At 43.1% G+C, this 16582-nt stretch carries 17 protein-coding genes and 2 tRNA genes; 12 read left to right on the forward strand and 7 right to left on the reverse strand.

Annotation, left to right across the window (positions count from 1 at the left end; all coding sequences use genetic code 11):
- On the reverse strand, positions 1-680 hold a 680-nt coding region (locus ED312_RS16300; protein WP_148044320.1), incomplete at its 3' end, for a hypothetical protein.
- 748 nt (positions 681-1428) lie between these two features.
- Here ED312_RS16300 and ED312_RS16305 point away from each other — a divergent pair.
- The 5 genes from ED312_RS16305 (at position 1429) to ED312_RS16330 (ending at position 7026) form a co-directional block, all read left to right on the forward strand.
- Positions 1429-2145 carry a LexA family transcriptional regulator gene (locus ED312_RS16305; protein ID WP_170164540.1) on the forward strand — a complete coding sequence of 239 codons (717 nt, stop codon included), beginning with the start codon at positions 1429-1431 and terminating at the stop codon, positions 2143-2145.
- 769 nt (positions 2146-2914) lie between these two features.
- Complete coding sequence (locus ED312_RS16315) at positions 2915-3700, forward strand: diadenylate cyclase (protein WP_123217094.1); 786 nt, start codon at positions 2915-2917, stop codon at positions 3698-3700.
- 101 nt (positions 3701-3801) lie between these two features.
- The gene (gene truA / locus ED312_RS16320) at positions 3802-4587 is read left to right on the forward strand and encodes a tRNA pseudouridine(38-40) synthase TruA (protein WP_123217095.1); all 786 of its coding nucleotides are present in this window, start codon (positions 3802-3804) and stop codon (positions 4585-4587) included.
- A gap of 110 nt (positions 4588-4697) precedes the next feature.
- Positions 4698-6467 (forward strand): ABC transporter ATP-binding protein, encoded by a 1770-nt coding sequence (locus tag ED312_RS16325; protein WP_123217096.1) that lies wholly within the window; start codon positions 4698-4700, stop codon positions 6465-6467.
- Positions 6468-6531: 64 nt separating this feature from the next.
- On the forward strand, positions 6532-7026 hold the full coding sequence (locus tag ED312_RS16330; protein WP_123217097.1) for a metallophosphoesterase family protein: 495 nt from the start codon (positions 6532-6534) through the stop codon (positions 7024-7026).
- Positions 7027-7245: 219 nt separating this feature from the next.
- On the opposite strand, the gene ED312_RS16335 is transcribed toward ED312_RS16330, so the two are convergent.
- Positions 7246-7656, reverse strand: a complete 411-nt coding sequence (locus ED312_RS16335) for a DUF4293 domain-containing protein (protein WP_123217166.1) — start codon at positions 7654-7656, stop codon at positions 7246-7248.
- Positions 7657-7875: 219 nt separating this feature from the next.
- Between ED312_RS16335 and rho the strand changes: the two genes are divergently transcribed.
- From rho to ED312_RS16370, 7 genes are all read left to right on the forward strand, one after another.
- Positions 7876-9552, forward strand: a complete 1677-nt coding sequence (gene rho / locus ED312_RS16340) for a transcription termination factor Rho (RefSeq protein WP_123217098.1) — start codon at positions 7876-7878, stop codon at positions 9550-9552.
- A 114-nt stretch (positions 9553-9666) separates the two neighbouring features.
- Positions 9667-10224 (forward strand): GNAT family N-acetyltransferase, encoded by a 558-nt coding sequence (locus tag ED312_RS16345; RefSeq protein WP_123217167.1) that lies wholly within the window; start codon positions 9667-9669, stop codon positions 10222-10224.
- A 149-nt stretch (positions 10225-10373) separates the two neighbouring features.
- On the forward strand, positions 10374-11090 hold the full coding sequence (locus ED312_RS16350; protein ID WP_123217099.1) for a response regulator transcription factor: 717 nt from the start codon (positions 10374-10376) through the stop codon (positions 11088-11090).
- Positions 11074-12438, forward strand: coding sequence for a HAMP domain-containing sensor histidine kinase (locus tag ED312_RS16355; RefSeq protein ID WP_123217100.1), 1365 nt, complete (start codon positions 11074-11076; stop codon positions 12436-12438). The genes ED312_RS16350 and ED312_RS16355 overlap by 17 nt, the downstream gene beginning before the upstream one ends.
- A 78-nt stretch (positions 12439-12516) precedes the next feature.
- Positions 12517-12996 carry a hypothetical protein gene (locus tag ED312_RS16360; RefSeq protein ID WP_123217101.1) on the forward strand — a complete coding sequence of 160 codons (480 nt, stop codon included), beginning with the start codon at positions 12517-12519 and terminating at the stop codon, positions 12994-12996.
- Positions 12997-13003: 7 nt separating this feature from the next.
- The gene (locus tag ED312_RS16365) at positions 13004-13510 is read left to right on the forward strand and encodes a hypothetical protein (RefSeq protein ID WP_206363271.1); all 507 of its coding nucleotides are present in this window, start codon (positions 13004-13006) and stop codon (positions 13508-13510) included.
- Positions 13491-14258: a YoaK family protein gene (locus ED312_RS16370; protein WP_123217102.1), complete on the forward strand. Its 768-nt coding sequence runs from the start codon at positions 13491-13493 to the stop codon at positions 14256-14258. The genes ED312_RS16365 and ED312_RS16370 overlap by 20 nt, the downstream gene beginning before the upstream one ends.
- A 193-nt stretch (positions 14259-14451) precedes the next feature.
- On the opposite strand, the gene rpsT is transcribed toward ED312_RS16370, so the two are convergent.
- From rpsT to ED312_RS16395, 5 genes are all read right to left on the reverse strand, one after another.
- Positions 14452-14706, reverse strand: coding sequence for a 30S ribosomal protein S20 (gene rpsT, locus ED312_RS16375; RefSeq protein WP_123217103.1), 255 nt, complete (start codon positions 14704-14706; stop codon positions 14452-14454).
- 117 nt (positions 14707-14823) lie between these two features.
- Positions 14824-14895, reverse strand: a tRNA-Glu gene (locus ED312_RS16380).
- A 108-nt stretch (positions 14896-15003) separates the two neighbouring features.
- Positions 15004-15075, reverse strand: a tRNA-Glu gene (locus ED312_RS16385).
- Positions 15076-15393: 318 nt separating this feature from the next.
- Positions 15394-15939, reverse strand: coding sequence for a chromate transporter (locus tag ED312_RS16390; protein WP_206363272.1), 546 nt, complete (start codon positions 15937-15939; stop codon positions 15394-15396).
- A gap of 6 nt (positions 15940-15945) precedes the next feature.
- The gene (locus ED312_RS16395) at positions 15946-16524 is read right to left on the reverse strand and encodes a chromate transporter (RefSeq protein ID WP_123217105.1); all 579 of its coding nucleotides are present in this window, start codon (positions 16522-16524) and stop codon (positions 15946-15948) included.
- Positions 16525-16582: the final 58 nt, after the last annotated feature.

A 16582-nucleotide genomic window follows, 5' to 3' on the forward strand; every position in this document is an offset into this window, starting at 1 on the left:
ATGGGAGTCCCACCTTCCTTATTTGCAAACCACTCAATGCTGTCGCCGGCACCTACAGGTGACAGTTGGAGATTAGCCGAAGCCCCGGGTTCTGCAATATTTCCGGATACCGCCGGTGCTCCGTAACGAAGCCTGGCACCGTAAACACGGACGTTGGTAAGTGCAGAAGCTATTGCCGCAAATTTCACACGAACGCGGTCAAAATCCGCACCAGCAACAAATGTCACCATATAACGGTCCGTAGTACCGGGAACTAACTTAATATTGACAAGATCCGACAGGGATACCCCATCTCCATTGGCAGCAGTACCGTTAAAACTTTCCAGGGTGAGCCCGCCAAGTACGGAGAAATCCGCAAGGCCTCCGCCAATACCGATCTCTACTTCCACAGCATCACCTTCCAATCCCCCAAAGGGAAAAGCCAGGTCCTGCCAGATACCTCCCGCGATACCAAAGGACGCATTAAGCGCCGCATAATTATCAGGGTCGGTATCCACGGAAAATTCCGGGTTAGCCACTTGACATGCAAGACACGAAACATCCTTATTCCATTCCTGATTATCGGCATGGAAAGGACTTTGCTGCGCAAAACCAAGGGTAGATTTTAACACAATCAAAGAGAAGGCAAAAAGAAAAAACAACACATTGACCTTACTCTTCTGAGTAGTTTTCTTGTACATAGAACAGGGTTTCAAGTTAAACTAGAATAAATACCTCTATCGAGAACACAATAACTGTTAAACAATACTATTCTCTAACGCGTTCACACGTTTGCGAAAATCGCAGCGTGCAACAGGACAACCGCTTTCTTTATTCGCAGTATCCGACCACACGTCAGACGCAAAAACATCTTCCGGTCCCAGACCGGACAAAACGTTTCGGTTCGTATATTTTTTAATTAAAAGCGGGGGTAGATTGCAATCTGAGGAAAGAACCAAACAGGGATAAAAGAGGTCCGAGCCATTCACATTCGGAGAATGCACCTCTTTATTATTTATTGACCGACAATTATAACGAAAGTAATTTTCCACCATAGCTATTATTTAGTTCTGTCTGCATTCGATTCCATAAATAACACGAAATCGTCAGCACTTCAATTCACCAATACATATAAACACCTTTTTACTAACCACTTAGAAACAGAAGAACGATTTTTTCGTCGCTTTCAACGAGTTTTTTTCTTACACTCCTGTTTTAACATGTTATTTGCAGCCAGTTTGAACAATAATTCCCCCTAAAAACAGTTATAGTTATTACAAAAAGAGAATTTTTTAATAAAAAATGCCCCGAACACCCAAACAACTGTCTTAACCTTACCGCTACAAACAACTATATCAACCAACCTGTATTTAATTTTTTTGTAGAACCCACTCATTGAGAAGCGTATAGCCGATGTTTCTCAATATGAGTACAAAAAATCATAAACAAATGTTAAACACTCCCAAATATAGGTATCATTACGCGAATACGCAAGAAAAAAAATCTCCTAATGCGACTTTTATTTTAGATAAGTTAAAAAAACACTTACAAATTAAGACAAATATTGATCTTGCGAATATCCTTGATGTAAAACCCAACACCATATCCACCTGGAAGAAAAGAAACAGCATGGATTACGAGCTTATAGTTTCAGTTTGTGAAGCTTACGGCATTGATCTCAACGAGGTTTTTTACGATGGTAATACGGTCATGGAAGTAGAAAAAAACAATTACAACAAGAATATAAGTGTTGTAACAAGAGAGTACCAATATCAGTACGTACACCACCTGGGGGAAGATTCTTTCATTAACAGTATCCCTAAATACAACTTTCCTTTTATCAGCGGGGAAAACATGAGAGCCTTTCAGGTGACAGGAAATATGATGTATCCTACCCTTGAGGATAATTCCATTGTAATAGCAAAGCAACTGAACCCTTCCGAAACCATAGCAGACAATAAAAACTATGTGATTATCAGCAAAATAAGAGGTATTTTTATAAACAGGGTCCGGACACTTTATGATTCTCCCGACGAGTTGCTCCTAATTAACGACAACAAAATGATACCCCAGGAAATAAAAATCCATACGGATGAAATTGCGGAAATCTGGGAGGTAAAAGCCAAACTGAGTTATTCCTTTATAGAAGAACCGGTTATCCAATAACAAAAATATAGTCTCCCGTAACCTGAAAAGACCGGTGTTTTTTCCACAGGGAGTCATCATATTCCTTAATATGATTTTGCTGTGAAAAAGTGCAAACCTGTACTTTTTCACAGTTCAGTCTATAGAAAAAAAGTATAAAAGGTTTGTCGTTTATAACAAAAACTTATTCATGCTTAAAAAACAGACTCACTAAATGAGAAATAAGCGCGTTTTGTGAATTTCAGACCTCTGATATCATTAAAATAAAAATACCGGCTGAAATGAGCCCTAATACCTCCATCCAAAAATACCCCGGAAAATTTTGTAACACAAAATACAGATTTAAAAGCTGGGGATTTAATGAAATAACTAATATTTATAAAAAACCATATTTAAATAAATATACATTATACACTTCCAATTCCCCTCTTCAATACAACGGAAATAAGACCACTTCTCTTTTCCCACCATAAGCAATACCATCCCCTTCAAAATAACACATTAAATACAATTATATTAGTTTTTTTTGACAACCCTGTTTTAAAACCGGCAGTCCAGAGCGGCATCGGATAACTTTTGAAAGGTCTGCATTTACTCAGAATACCCCACCATCATCTCACCATCTCCAAAACAGAGCGTAGCAAATTCCGTTTCTTCTTATGCAAACAGACCCGGCACCTTACCTCGTTTACAGCTTTTCGGCCCGATATCCCATCCGCAGAGACTTCTTTTCGTCTTTCTCTTGTTCCTTCGCATATTTTTTTGCTAAATTTACACTAAAAGCAGGACCTTGAAAATATTCGATTTTCTCGACTTTAAAATCATAGATATCATAGATATTGTACTCTTTGCCTTTTTGTTATACTACATATACAAACTGGTAAGAGGCACCGTCGCTGTGAATATATTCATCGGTTTCGGTATTATCTACCTGATATGGCGGATTACCAAAGAACTGCAGATGCATATGATGAGCAATATTTTCGGCAGTTTCATGAGTGTCGGTTTTTTTGCTCTTATTGTCCTTTTTCAACAGGAAATACGAAAGTTCCTTCTCACCATTGGCTCCACAAATCTCGCCAATCGGAAAAATCTCAAAAAATATTTCAAATTTTTCCGGGACGACAATTTTGATGTCAAGACCAATGTAGAGGTACTTGTCGCTGCCTGCGAAAAACTCGGAAGTACCAGGACCGGCGGACTTCTCGTTATTGAACGCAATACTCCCCTGGATTTTGTTAAGAACACGGGGGACAATATGTACATAAAAATAACGGGGCCTATCATAGAAAGTATCTTTTACAAAAACAGCCCTCTCCACGACGGGGCAGCGATCATAGAAGGCAATTATATTGTGGCCACCCGCGTCGTGCTCCCGGTCTCCAACGAAAGAAGCATCCCGCTCCGTTTCGGGCTCCGCCACCGGGCAGCCATCGGAATCACCGACAAAACGGATGCTGTTGTTCTTGTTATCAGCGAAGAAACCGGGCAGATCTCATATATCAAAGACGGCCAGTTTACCCTTTACAACAATACGGAAGAGCTTATCAACATTATCAAAGAGGATCTCAGCTAAACAAAATATGCTTTTTATCCCATAAAAACAGTTCAGAAACGAACCGCTAAGCCCGTAACGGAATAACTTCCTATCTTTGTATCTTCAAAAAAGAACTTCCTTTGCGTTACTTTATAGAACTATCATATTACGGAAAGGCTTATCACGGCTGGCAGAAGCAACCCAATGCGGGCACGGTGCAGGAAACAATAGAAAAGGCTCTTTCCTTACTATTGCAGGAACAGGTTAGCATTACCGGGGCGGGCAGAACAGATACCGGCGTACATGCCAGGCAAATGTTTGCTCACTTCGATACGCAAACGGAAATTTCTGCCGGTATACTGGTGCATAAACTCAATTCTCTTTTGCCGGGGGATATTGCCATATACCGTATTTTTCCGGTTGAAGAGAACGCCCATGCACGTTTTGATGCCACTTCACGTTCTTACGAATACCGGATCAATTCTTTTAAAGACCCTTTTCTCACAGGATTATCCTTCTATTACAGGTATCCGCTGGATGTAAAAAAGATGAACAGTGCTGCAAAAATCTTACTCGGCCATAAAGATTTTCAATGTTTTTCCAAATCAAAAACCGATGTCAGGACCTATTTCTGTACCATTGAAAACGCCGAGTGGAAACGAATGGGAGATAACCTGCTGTTCACAATAACAGCAGACCGGTTCCTTCGCAATATGGTAAGGGCCGTTGTAGGCACCCTGCTCGAAGTAGGCCAGGGGAAATTACAGGAGGAAAACGTTAAAAAAATCTTAGAAAGCAAAAATAGAAGTGAAGCCGGTGTGTCAGTTCCGGCACATGGTTTATATTTAACAAAAATTCAATACCCTTACATAACGGACAGGGAAAACCAAAAACCATACAATACATCAAAGTCTAAAACTCCCTGACCCCGATATCATTACGTACGGAAATGAAGTATGCGGCAGTATATACGGGGACAGGTGAAAACAGGCAATAGAAAAACGTTACTTTTTTTCTGCCTTAACGTGAAACAGCAATGAGCAACAATAAAGGATCAGCTTTCGACTTAAGTCTTTTCAAAAGACTTATGGAACATGCCCGTCAATACAAAATCACCTTTTACGGTGTGGCTTTTGCCGCCATCCTGGTATCTTTGTTTGCCGTTGCCAGGCCTTACCTGCTTAAAATAACGGTAGACGACTACATAACACATAAGGATTACGGGGGACTCCTGCAGTTCACCATCCTCATGCTGGTAGTTCTCCTGTGCGGGGTTATCAGCCAGCTGGCCTTTATTTATTATGCCAACTGGCTGGGACAGTCTATCATAAAAGACATCCGGATACAGCTTTTCCGGCACATGCTTCAATTTAAAATGAAGTATTACGACAACTCCTCCATAGGGATACTCGTCACACGTGCCGTAAGTGACATGCAACGTATAGGGGAAATTTTCAGCCAGGGCCTTTTCATGATCGTCAGCGACCTGCTCCAAATGTTTGTGGTAGCCACCGTTATGCTGTTTACCAGCTGGAAACTCTCTCTGATTGTATTTTCCGTTTTGCCCGTTATACTCTACGCTACCCGCCTGTTCCAGAAGGCCATGAAAGTAGCATTTACCGATGTAAGAGCCCAGGTGGCGAACCTCAATTCTTTTGTTCAGGAACGCATTTCAGGAATGAAGATCGTACAGTTGTACACCCGTGAAGATACGGAATACGAAAAATTTACGGAGATCAACCAAAAGCATAAAAAAGCATGGCTTAAGACCGTATGGTACAACTCCATCTTTTTTCCAGTTGCGGAACTCGCCTCATCGGTCACCATAGGACTTGTCGTATGGTACGGCGGCCTGCGTACTATTGCAGGCGATGACCTGGAACTCGGAAGCATTTTTATGTTTATCGAAATGTCACAAATGCTCTTCCGTCCCTTACGGCAAATAGCGGACAAATTCAACACCCTTCAAATGGGAATGGTTGCCGCGAATCGCGTATACGGCATACTGGACACGGATAGTTCCATAGAAGACAAAGGCAATATCACAGCGGAAAATCTCCGGGGAAATATCCGTTTCCGGGATGTACATTTCGGTTATCTGCAGGATGAAGAAGTCCTCCATGGCATATCATTCGATGTAACCGCCGGCCAGACCATAGCCATCGTGGGCGCTACCGGGGCAGGAAAATCCACCATCATAAATTTATTAAACCGTTTCTACGAAATAAATTCCGGCGAAATCCGCATTGACGATGTCAACATAAAGGACTATACCCTAAACTCCCTCAGGGGACGTATAGCCGTGGTCCTGCAGGATGTATTCCTCTTTGCCGATACCATATTGCACAACATTACCCTGAAAAACCCGGAAATAACCGAAGAACAGGTACATAATGCCGCAAAAGAAATAGGGATTCACGATTTTATCATGAGCCTTCCCGGCGGGTATCACTACAACGTAAAGGAAAGGGGTACCATGCTATCCAGCGGTCAGCGCCAGCTTATTGCCTTTCTGCGTGCCTATGTGAGCAATCCGGATATCCTCGTATTGGACGAAGCCACGTCATCCGTAGATTCCCATTCGGAAAAGCTCATCCAGAACGCTACCGAAAAAATTACTGAAAAAAGGACATCCATCGTAATTGCACATCGTTTGGCCACGATTAAAAAAGCAGACAAAATACTTGTCATGGATACCGGGAAAGTGGTAGAGTCCGGCACTCACCGTGAACTTCTCAAAAAAGATGACGGTTACTACAAAAACCTATACGAAGTGCAGTTTATGGCCGAGGAAGAAACGATATGAAGTACGAAGCCGGAAGCATGAAGTTAGGCTTACGCCTGTTTTTTTAGTTCTTAATATACACCAGATGACCAGGATACTGCTTTTATCGGACAGCCACAGCCATATAGACAACACAATCCTGAAATACGCCAGGGAAGCTGACGAGGTATGGCATGCCGGCGACATCGGAAATCTCGCGGTTACCGATACGCTGAAAAAAACAGCTCCGCTCCGTGCCGTCTATGGCAATATTGACGATGCCGAAGCCAGAAAGGAATTCCCCGAAAACAACCGTTTTATGTGTGAAGATGTGGATGTGTGGATTACCCATATCGGGGGATATCCCGGGAAGTACGACCAGAGGATCCGCGAAGAAATACGTAAAAATCCGCCTAAACTGTTTATCTGCGGGCATTCTCATATCCTCAAGGTTATTTACGACAAGAAACTGGACCTACTGCACATGAATCCGGGTGCCGCAGGGAAATACGGTTTCCACCAGGTGCGTACCATGCTCCGCTTTCAAATAGACAAGGACCAGATCAAAGAACTGGAAATTGTAGAACTGGGAAAGAAATAATACATCAGGCACAAAAGGTGCGGAGTTTTCCGGTTACAGGCGGGTTTATATACTAAAACGGCCAAACGTGTATAAACAGATATGGAAATCCCTGATTTTTGCGTAGTCCACAACAAATGGGAATGATCCTTTTTTACCCTTCGCAGGTACTCACAAAAAAACCCGCCTGCAAATATACAGACGGGTCTTTTACGCACTAATACTACTAAGATTTCAGGTTTATCGCAACCGGTCTACTGATTTTACGAGATCTTCATCCTTTTTTATAGCCTTATTGGCCAACACTAAAAAAACGATAGAAACTACAGGAATAAATATCCCAATACCCTTCTCTGAAATATTACTTTCTCCGGATAGATTTAGCGACCGATACGCAAATACTCCTAGTAAAATTAAGTTTAATATCATGTTCAATCTGTTAAGCACAAATTGATTTTTTCTGTTCCTGAACATCAAAACGGATATAAGAGCCAATGATGCTATGACCATAAAACCCATCAGCACCCACAATTCTCCCGCAGCATATACGGCATTACCTTCTCCGTCTTTCCACAAAGATACTACAAAAGGCAGAACCGCACTCACCAAAAACACAATTAATAAATATATGCTCTGTATTCTCTGTAACATCTTTCTACCTGAAATATGGGCAAAAATAAGAGTTCTTTTTAAAAAATACGTTCCGTTTATAAAAATAAATTTGTAATATTGCGGTATCCATTCGTAACCCACTCAAAACAAGGTTCGTTTGACTTCGATTTTTTTTTCACTTTGATGCTCATCCCAAAACATACAAATCGGACTTAACAGAGCACTTCAAAAGAATTAATTAACTTATTTAACATTTCAATGTTTGACATTTCAGATTTAAAAGGAAAGAAATTAACTGAATTACAGGAAATTGCTAAAGATTTAAATGTTCCTAAATTCAGAACACTTAAAAAGATGGACCTGATCTATCAGATTCTGGATGTACAGGCTGCAAACCCCAAGACTGTTACAGAACAAAAAACTTCTTCCCCTTCTTCAAATAACGGGGAAACCGCCCCCAAAGAGAGAAAAACACGCAGAGCAAGAATAAAAAAGACTTCTCAGGAAACTCCCAAGGCTAAAGCGATACAGGAAAAAACGGACAGCAAAGAAAAACCCTCTCCCGAACCTGCACCCCAGAAAAACAATCCGCCCCAGGCCGTGACAAAAAGCCCGCGGGACGAAAAACAGCGGGACGAGAAACAGCGGGACGAGAAACAGGAAGAGCCGGACAACATCCAGACCAAAGACAAGAAAAAGGAATACAATCCCAAGGGACAACAGCACCAGAAAAAAGGAAATACCGCCAGTCATCCTTCGTATAACAAAGAGAATTTTGACAAGGAGAAAAAGAACCGGTACAAGGATCCCGATTTCGAATTTGACGGTATCGTGGAAAGCGAAGGTGTCCTGGACATCATGCAGGACGGTTACGGCTTTCTCCGCTCATCTGATTACAACTACCTTTCTTCTCCGGATGATATTTATGTTTCACAGTCTCAAATACGATTGTTCGGGTTAAAAACCGGCGACACTGTGCTCGGTACCATTCGTCCCCCGAAAGAAGGAGAAAAATATTTCCCGCTTATACGGGTGACCAAAATCAATGGTCTGGCGCCCCAGGTAGTGAGGGACCGCGTATCATTTGAGCACCTGACCCCGCTTTTCCCGGATGAGAAATTCAAACTCGCAGAAAAGCAAAGTACCGTTTCCACCCGGATCGTCGACCTCTTTTCTCCTATAGGAAAAGGACAACGGGGTATGATCGTTTCCCAACCGAAAACAGGTAAGACCATGCTGCTTAAAGATATTGCCAATGCCATAGCTGCCAACCACCCGGAGGTATACCTGCTGGTGTTGCTCATTGACGAACGTCCGGAAGAAGTTACCGACATGCAGCGAAGTGTACACGGTGAAGTTGTCGCCTCTACCTTTGACGAACCCGCAGACAGGCACGTAAAAGTAGCGAACATTGTCCTCGAAAAAGCCAAAAGACTGGTAGAATGCGGCCATGATGTAGTCATCCTTCTCGATTCCATCACCCGTCTGGCCAGGGCATACAACACCGTACAACCTGCCAGCGGAAAAGTACTGAGCGGTGGTGTGGATGCCAATGCCCTGCACAAGCCCAAGCGTTTCTTCGGAGCCGCACGAAACATCGAAGGCGGCGGATCTCTTTCCATCATTGCCACCGCACTTACGGAAACAGGCTCTAAAATGGACGAGGTAATATTCGAAGAATTCAAAGGGACCGGTAACATGGAACTCCAGCTCGACAGGCGCATCGCCAACAGAAGGATATTCCCTGCTATTGACCTTATTTCTTCCAGCACCAGGAGAGACGACCTGTTACTGGACGAAAACACCATACAGCGTATGTGGATCATGCGAAAATACCTGGCAGACATGAACCCGGTAGAAGCCATGGAATTCATGGACAGCCGTATAAAACGGACTGCGAACAACGAAGAGTTCCTGCTCACGATGAACCAGTAACAGGAATTCCGTTCCGCCGGAAAATACATAAATCCCAAAGGTTAAAATCTACTTGTTTACCCTTTGGGATTTTATTTTTCAAATATCTTTACATCCGTTTTTAAATATCTTCGCATGATACAATTTGACCTTGCAAAATCCGAAGCGGACCTGGAAGGGATCCTTGAACTGCAAAAAAAGAACTTTATAGAAGCTCTTTCTTCTGAAGAAGCTGCAAGCCAGGGTTTTGTTACGGTACGCCATGACCGGGACCTGTTGAGGCGCATGAATACGGAAGCTCCCAGTATAATAGCCCGGGACGGGAACAAGGTAATCGGTTACTGCTTGGCCATGACAAAAAAATTCAAGAAAGATATCCCCGTGCTCATCCCCATGTTCAACACTATCGATAAATTGTCGTACAACGATACCTCCCTCAAAGAAACGGATTATATCGTTTCCGGGCAGGTATGTGTTGACAAAGCATATCGCGGACAGGGAATATTTGATAATCTCTATCGACAATACCGTGATGCCTACAAAGATGTCCACCCTTATATCCTCACAGAAATACTGGCCGTGAACCAGAGATCGATAAAAGCGCATCAACGAATAGGTTTTCACCGGCTTCACAGGTATTCCGCCCCCGACAATACGGAATGGGACATTGTTATCTGGGACTGGAACAGCTAAAAAACCCACTTTCCGGGCAAAGGATTGCATTACAGATTTTAATTTAAGCGGGAATCCCCTATTTTTATAGGCGGAAAACATTTTGGTATGTGCTCCCGTACAGGTCAAAAACTCCTGCACCCTACACATTCTCATATAAAAAGAAGATAATGCCACGTGGAAAAAAAATATTGCTTGTAGAAGACGACAGCAAGGTCTGCTCCTTCATCAATCGCGGGTTGACCGAAGAAGGGTGTGAAATGACCGTTGCCATGACCGGTAAACAGGGACTGGAATGGGCACAATCTGCCACATTCGACCTGTTGATCCTGGATATCATGCTCCCGGACCTCAACGGTCTTGATATCTGCAAAAAAGTGCGACAGAACAACCAGCACATCCCCATATTGTTTTTAACGGCACTGGGCAGCGCCGAAAACATAGCCCTCGGACTTGACAGCGGAGCAGATGACTACCTCGTAAAACCCTTCAAATTCATCGAGTTGATAGCCCGGATAAAGAGTTTGCTGAGGCGCTCCGAAAATTACGAGAGCAGGTTTGTAAAAGAAGAAGCCATATACAGGTTTGCCGACATTCTGGTAAACGATACCACCAAAACCGTTACCCGGAATAAAGAAGACATCAACCTGACCTCTACGGAATACCGCCTGCTCCTCATGTTCCTTAAAAATCCTTTTCGCGTCCTGTCGCGCACGGATATCCTGGAACATGTATGGGGCGTTAATTTCGACATCGGTACCAATGTGGTAGACGTATATGTAAATTACCTGAGGAAAAAACTGGAAAAAAACAGCAAACCACGTGTTATTCATACCATCATAGGCATGGGATATGTATTAAAAGAGAACGATGAACACACGAAATAAAATTATATTGTCCCTTACTGTCCTGACACTGGGCTACATCTTGATCTTCAGTGGCTTCATCTATTTTTCCATAGAGAATTATTCTTATATCGATTTTTATAAAAGACTGGAAATACGGGCTATTACTGCTGCAAAAATTGAACTGGAACACCAGCAGGACAGTGATGTACTCCGGGAAATACGCCAGGAGTTCCTGGAGAAGTTACCCAATGAAAAAATCAATATAGCGGATATTTCGGGCGTTGAGCCCCGGGCCAAAGCCAGAAAGCTCGGTGTCCCTTTACATTTCATAGAAGAGGTGCTGCGTAACGGCAAAGGCTTTTACAATCGCAATAACACCTACTTTTCCGGTATACGGTACCAGACACGAGGCAAGGATTACCTGGTGATAGTCTCCGCACAAAACTACTACAGCACCCACCATAATGCCTACCTGAAAAACCTGCTGATCATTGCCTTGCTTATTTCCATAATTATCATTGCGTCTTTCGCTTACCTGTTCTCCAAACTCATATTCCGCCCCGTACAGAACATTATTGAAAAAATGCGGGAAATAAGTACGGAAAACATGCACCTGCGACTGGAGGTCCCTAACAACAACGAAGAGCTCAAAAGCCTCACCCTTACCTTTAACGATATGCTCAACCGGCTCGAAACTTCTTTTGAAACCCAAAAGAATTTTATCAGCAATGCCTCTCACGAATTAAACACGCCGCTGACCTCTATTATAGGAGAGGCAGATGTTACCCTTGCAAAAGAGCGCAGTACGGAAGAATACCGCCATGCTCTCGGCAATATCCTGGAAGATGCCGAAAAATTAAGTAAAAAGACCGAGGCGTTACTGCTCCTCGCCCAGACCGGTTATAACGGCAAAGTGCAAAAGTTCGAACTTATGCGTATTGACCAGCTCATTATGGACGCCGAACAGACCATCCATAAAATATACCCCAACTGCCAGATCCATATAGACTTCGACCTCCTGCCGGAAACTTCGGAAAAACTCAATATAAAAGGGAATAAACAATTACTGCACCTGGCCGTTTCCAACGTGCTGATGAATGCGTGCAAATATTCGGACAACAAAGACGTTAAGGTCGCCCTCGGCGTCTCCAACGACCATGTTATTATCATTATCAAAGATCAGGGAATAGGTATTCCCGAGCAGGAAATGCAATATATCTACGACCCGTTTTTCAGGGCTTCAAATACCGGCCACTATCACGGTTACGGCATAGGCCTTCCGCTGGCCAGAAATGTTGTTGAAATGCACAATGGCGTCCTTACGGTCTTCTCTACCGAAAACCGGGGAACAACCGTAGAGATAAAACTTCCGGTACACAAATTCTAATCTGATTTTAATTTGGTTCTAAGACCGTTCTAAAACGGCAGACATAGCTTTGCTCAGTAACGAAAAAAAAGCATTGCTATGAAAAACATTCTGGTACCTACCGACTTCACCGTGGACTCCCTTATCCTTTTAAAAAAGGCCATTGAAAATGAAGAAGGAAAGCTGAACCTCATCCTTGTTTACGGAAAATCCCTTCCGAATTCCATATCCGAACTGGTATTTTTCTCCAAAGGCAAACTCATTACTTCCCTGGAAAGCAAGAGTTTCGTAGAGGCGAAAGGGATTTTAAAGAACCGGTATTTCTCCAGAATAAATACTTTACGCACGGACATTTTTTACGGAAGGAACCAAAGTGCCTTTGATAACTTCCTTGAAGGAAACGGTATTGACAAAGCCTATGTTCCGGATGATCCCGAGTCTTTGCATCCCTACCTGAAAAAGGGATTCGACCTCCTTCCCTACCTGAAAAAGTCCGGCCTGGAATTAACAGAGGTCACCTACAGCAACCGGACCCCTGTCACCGTAGAAGAGACCCTGGCCAAATTGTTAATCCCGTAAAATTGCTATGAAGAAGAAAAAATACAATCCGAAAATAAGGCTTATCTATTTTCTCGCCTTCGGGGGATGCCTGACCCTTTTCGTCCTCATGTCAGCACTGTCGCCGGCGCCGGACACTGTTATCCTGGGCAAATGGCAGGAAGTATCCTGGGAATACGAGAAACTTCCGGACGCCAAAGAGGCTTCACTAAGCAAAGCCATCAGTAATACGGTAAAAAATGAGATTACACGCGACCTCGTCATCCACCGGGCAGAAACCTGGGAATTCCTCCCTGGCGGCAAACTTCTTCTTCACCTTGAAGAGAAGTCCACACCATTGCACTGGACACTGAAGTCCAGGGGGAACATCCTGAAGCTGGACCACGAGAAGACCTCCCCAGAGCACTACAACCTCCAGGTATTGAATGAAGATGAAATGATCCTGTATTTCAACACCGATTTACAGGCAAAAGGGATTGCAAAGATGAAATTCAAAAAAATCCATCACAAAGACTATGCTCAGAAAATTCAATAACAGCAGGACCATAAAAGAGAATATTCAACTAGGTTCATTGACCGCCTTTTCGGCCGGCATGGTAAACGTAACCTCGGTTATCATATTTTTTGCGTTTACTTCAAACGTAACCGGGCACTACGCCATACTGGCCGAAGAAGTATCGAAAGGCAACTGGTACCAGGCAGCTGTGGTCTTTGCATGGATATTCATGTTCTTTGCGGGTAACTTCTGCTCTAACCTTATTATTATCAACTTTAACCGGATAAACACTTATGCCGCACACGCCGCACCTCTGACCATAGAGATCATATGTTTACTGGTCGTGGGCACGTACGGACAGTTCTTCTATAAAGAGACCCTCAACGAGACCGAGATCCTTGTGGCGCTCATGCTCTTTGCCATGGGTATACAGAACGGACTTACGGCAAGTATCTCGAATTTTTCCGTCAAAACAACACACCTTACCGGCCTTACCACCGACCTGGGATTACTGACTTCCATGTTCACCAAAAAAGAGTATCGCGAAAACAAAAGCCTCCGGGCCAGGGCCAGCGTCCTTTTCGCTATTGCAACTTCATATCTTTCCGGAGGTATTTTTGCCGGTATCGTATACCAGCAAATAGGCTTTATGGTTTTTTATATTGCTTCCCTGGTTATCGGTATCATTATCTGTTATGAATATTACAAGATAAAAATCAGGAAGATGGTATGGAATAAGAAAAAGAAAAGCCTGAAGTACAAGACACCTGTCATGTCCAGGCCGTAGATACCGCTAAATCTACAAACGCAGGGCCGTCTTAAAGTTATTTAAGGCGGCCTTTTTTAGTTTGTGAGTTTTTGGGTAATAATCATAACCGGGGTATGTAACAGGCTTCCCGGTTATACTTACCTCCGCGGAAGCACAAAAAAAGGCCGCCTTTTCAGACAGCCTCTTATTCTTATATATCTTGCTTTTCAGCTTATGCCAAAGTAGCTATATGCTTTGCCAGTCTGGATTTTAAATTAGCCGCCTTATTGGCATGAATAATATTCTTCTTGGCCAATTTATCAATCATAGACACTACAGAAGGGAACAGAGTTTCAGCTTCCTTTTTATCTTCGGTACCACGCAGCTTTTTGATAGCATTACGCGTAGTCTTATGCTGATACCTGTTTCTCAGGCGAACTGCTTCATTCCTTCTTATTCTCTTTAATGCCGACTTATGATTTGCCATTTTGTCTTTCCTTAGCTGTTAAATCTAAAATAATTAAAATCTTCTGTTACGGGACGGACCTTCACATCTTCTCCCGGTTTAATGATTGCGACCCGAAACCGCACATCTTCAATTTCGTAGTCCGTAGGGGATTCGAACCCCTGTTACCAGGATGAAAACCTGGCGTCCTAACCCCTAGACGAACGGACCGAGTTAAAAAATGAATGCTCACAACAGTGAAACATCCGCAAAGATAATAAAATGCTACTATCCGCACCCATGCTTCCCGCTGTAATTATTCACTCTTCAAAGAACTTGTAGTCCGTAGGGGAATCGAACCCCTGTTACCAGGATGAAAACCTGGCGTCCTAACCCCTAGACGAACGGACCATTTTTTATTTCAAATTGCGGATGCAAAAATACAACTATTTTTATACGATGCAATACCTGACTCATTTTTTTTGTTTTAATTTTCAAAAAAAATCCTCCGGTCCCTTCTTCAGCCTTCGAACATAGATTTTCACCGCCGTAAATTTACCATAAAAACAATAAAAATCCCAGACTCTTCTTATCGCCATAAAAAAATTACGACAAATGTACTTCCTTTACCCTGATCTTCCCGAAACAAACGGGACAATATTCAGCCTGCCATTCGAAAGAACCTCTTAATAATGCCCGGCAGGAGCCATTTACAACTTCACACCCTTCCTACAAGATAATTATCCCCGTTATGCAGGATAACACAATAAGAAAAACAGGATTCATCTTTTTAAACCTGTATTGGATAACGGCTATTAAAAGCCCTATGGCTATAGCTCTCCACTGAATGGAAGTAAAACTTTCCGCGAAGAACGTTTTTTCCGAAATCTGCAACCCGGCAAATAAAATAAGGGCAATGGTCACCGGCTTCAGGGTTCTGAAAACGGCATCTTTAACAGGGTGTTGCTTCACCCTCATCAGAAACCTGGAGAGAAACAGCATAATAATCACAGAAGGAGCTGCAAGGGCGCCTGTGGCTGCAATACCTCCCGGTATCCCCGCTACACTGTTTCCGACATAGGTGGCGGAATTCATTGCTATGGCCCCGGGTGTCATCTGCGCGAGTGACAATACGTCCATGAACCGGTCGCTGCTCATCCAGCCCTGTTTTTCAAACTCCGTAATAAATAACGGGACCATTGTCAGACCTCCCCCGAAGCTGAACAACCCGATCTTAAAAAACACGCCTATTAACAATAATAAATCCCTGACCACAGATCTTTAAATTTTATGTATTAAACGAGACCATTTCCACACCAGGAAACCCGAGAATCCTCCGGCGACGATGATCAGAATAGGGTGTACACCACAAAACAACCCCAGTAACACTAGTAAAAAGACCACAAAGGGCACACCACCCTTTATCCCGGACCGGATGAGAATATACACAGACCTGCATATCATGACCACCAGGCAGGCCCTTATACCTGTAAAAGCCTTTTGAACGATTTCACTTTCGAAATATCCCCCCGCGATGTGGTACAAAACAGTAATGATGAGAAGGGAAGGAACGATAATCCCCAGAGAGGCCACTACGCCCCCCAGGGTTTTTCCCTTGATATTACCTATATGCGTTGCCGCATTAATAGCTATGGTGCCGGGTGTCATCTGGGAAAAGGATATGATCTCCAGCAGTTCATCATTCGTGATCCATTCCTTTTTACGGATCAGTTCCTGTTCCAGCAAAGGGATCATGGCATAACCTCCCCCGAACATAAAGAAACCTATTTTCAGAAAGGAAGTAAATAACTGAACATGAATATTTTCCCTGACCCTGTTCAACAAAACCAAACCTGTCATTATCCGATTAAATTATTATACTGCAAATTCCTGTTGAAAAGCACTGTCTTTCAATACA

The organism is Sinomicrobium pectinilyticum, from assembly GCF_003725735.1.
Classification (GTDB): Bacteria; Bacteroidota; Bacteroidia; order Flavobacteriales; family Flavobacteriaceae; genus Sinomicrobium; species Sinomicrobium pectinilyticum.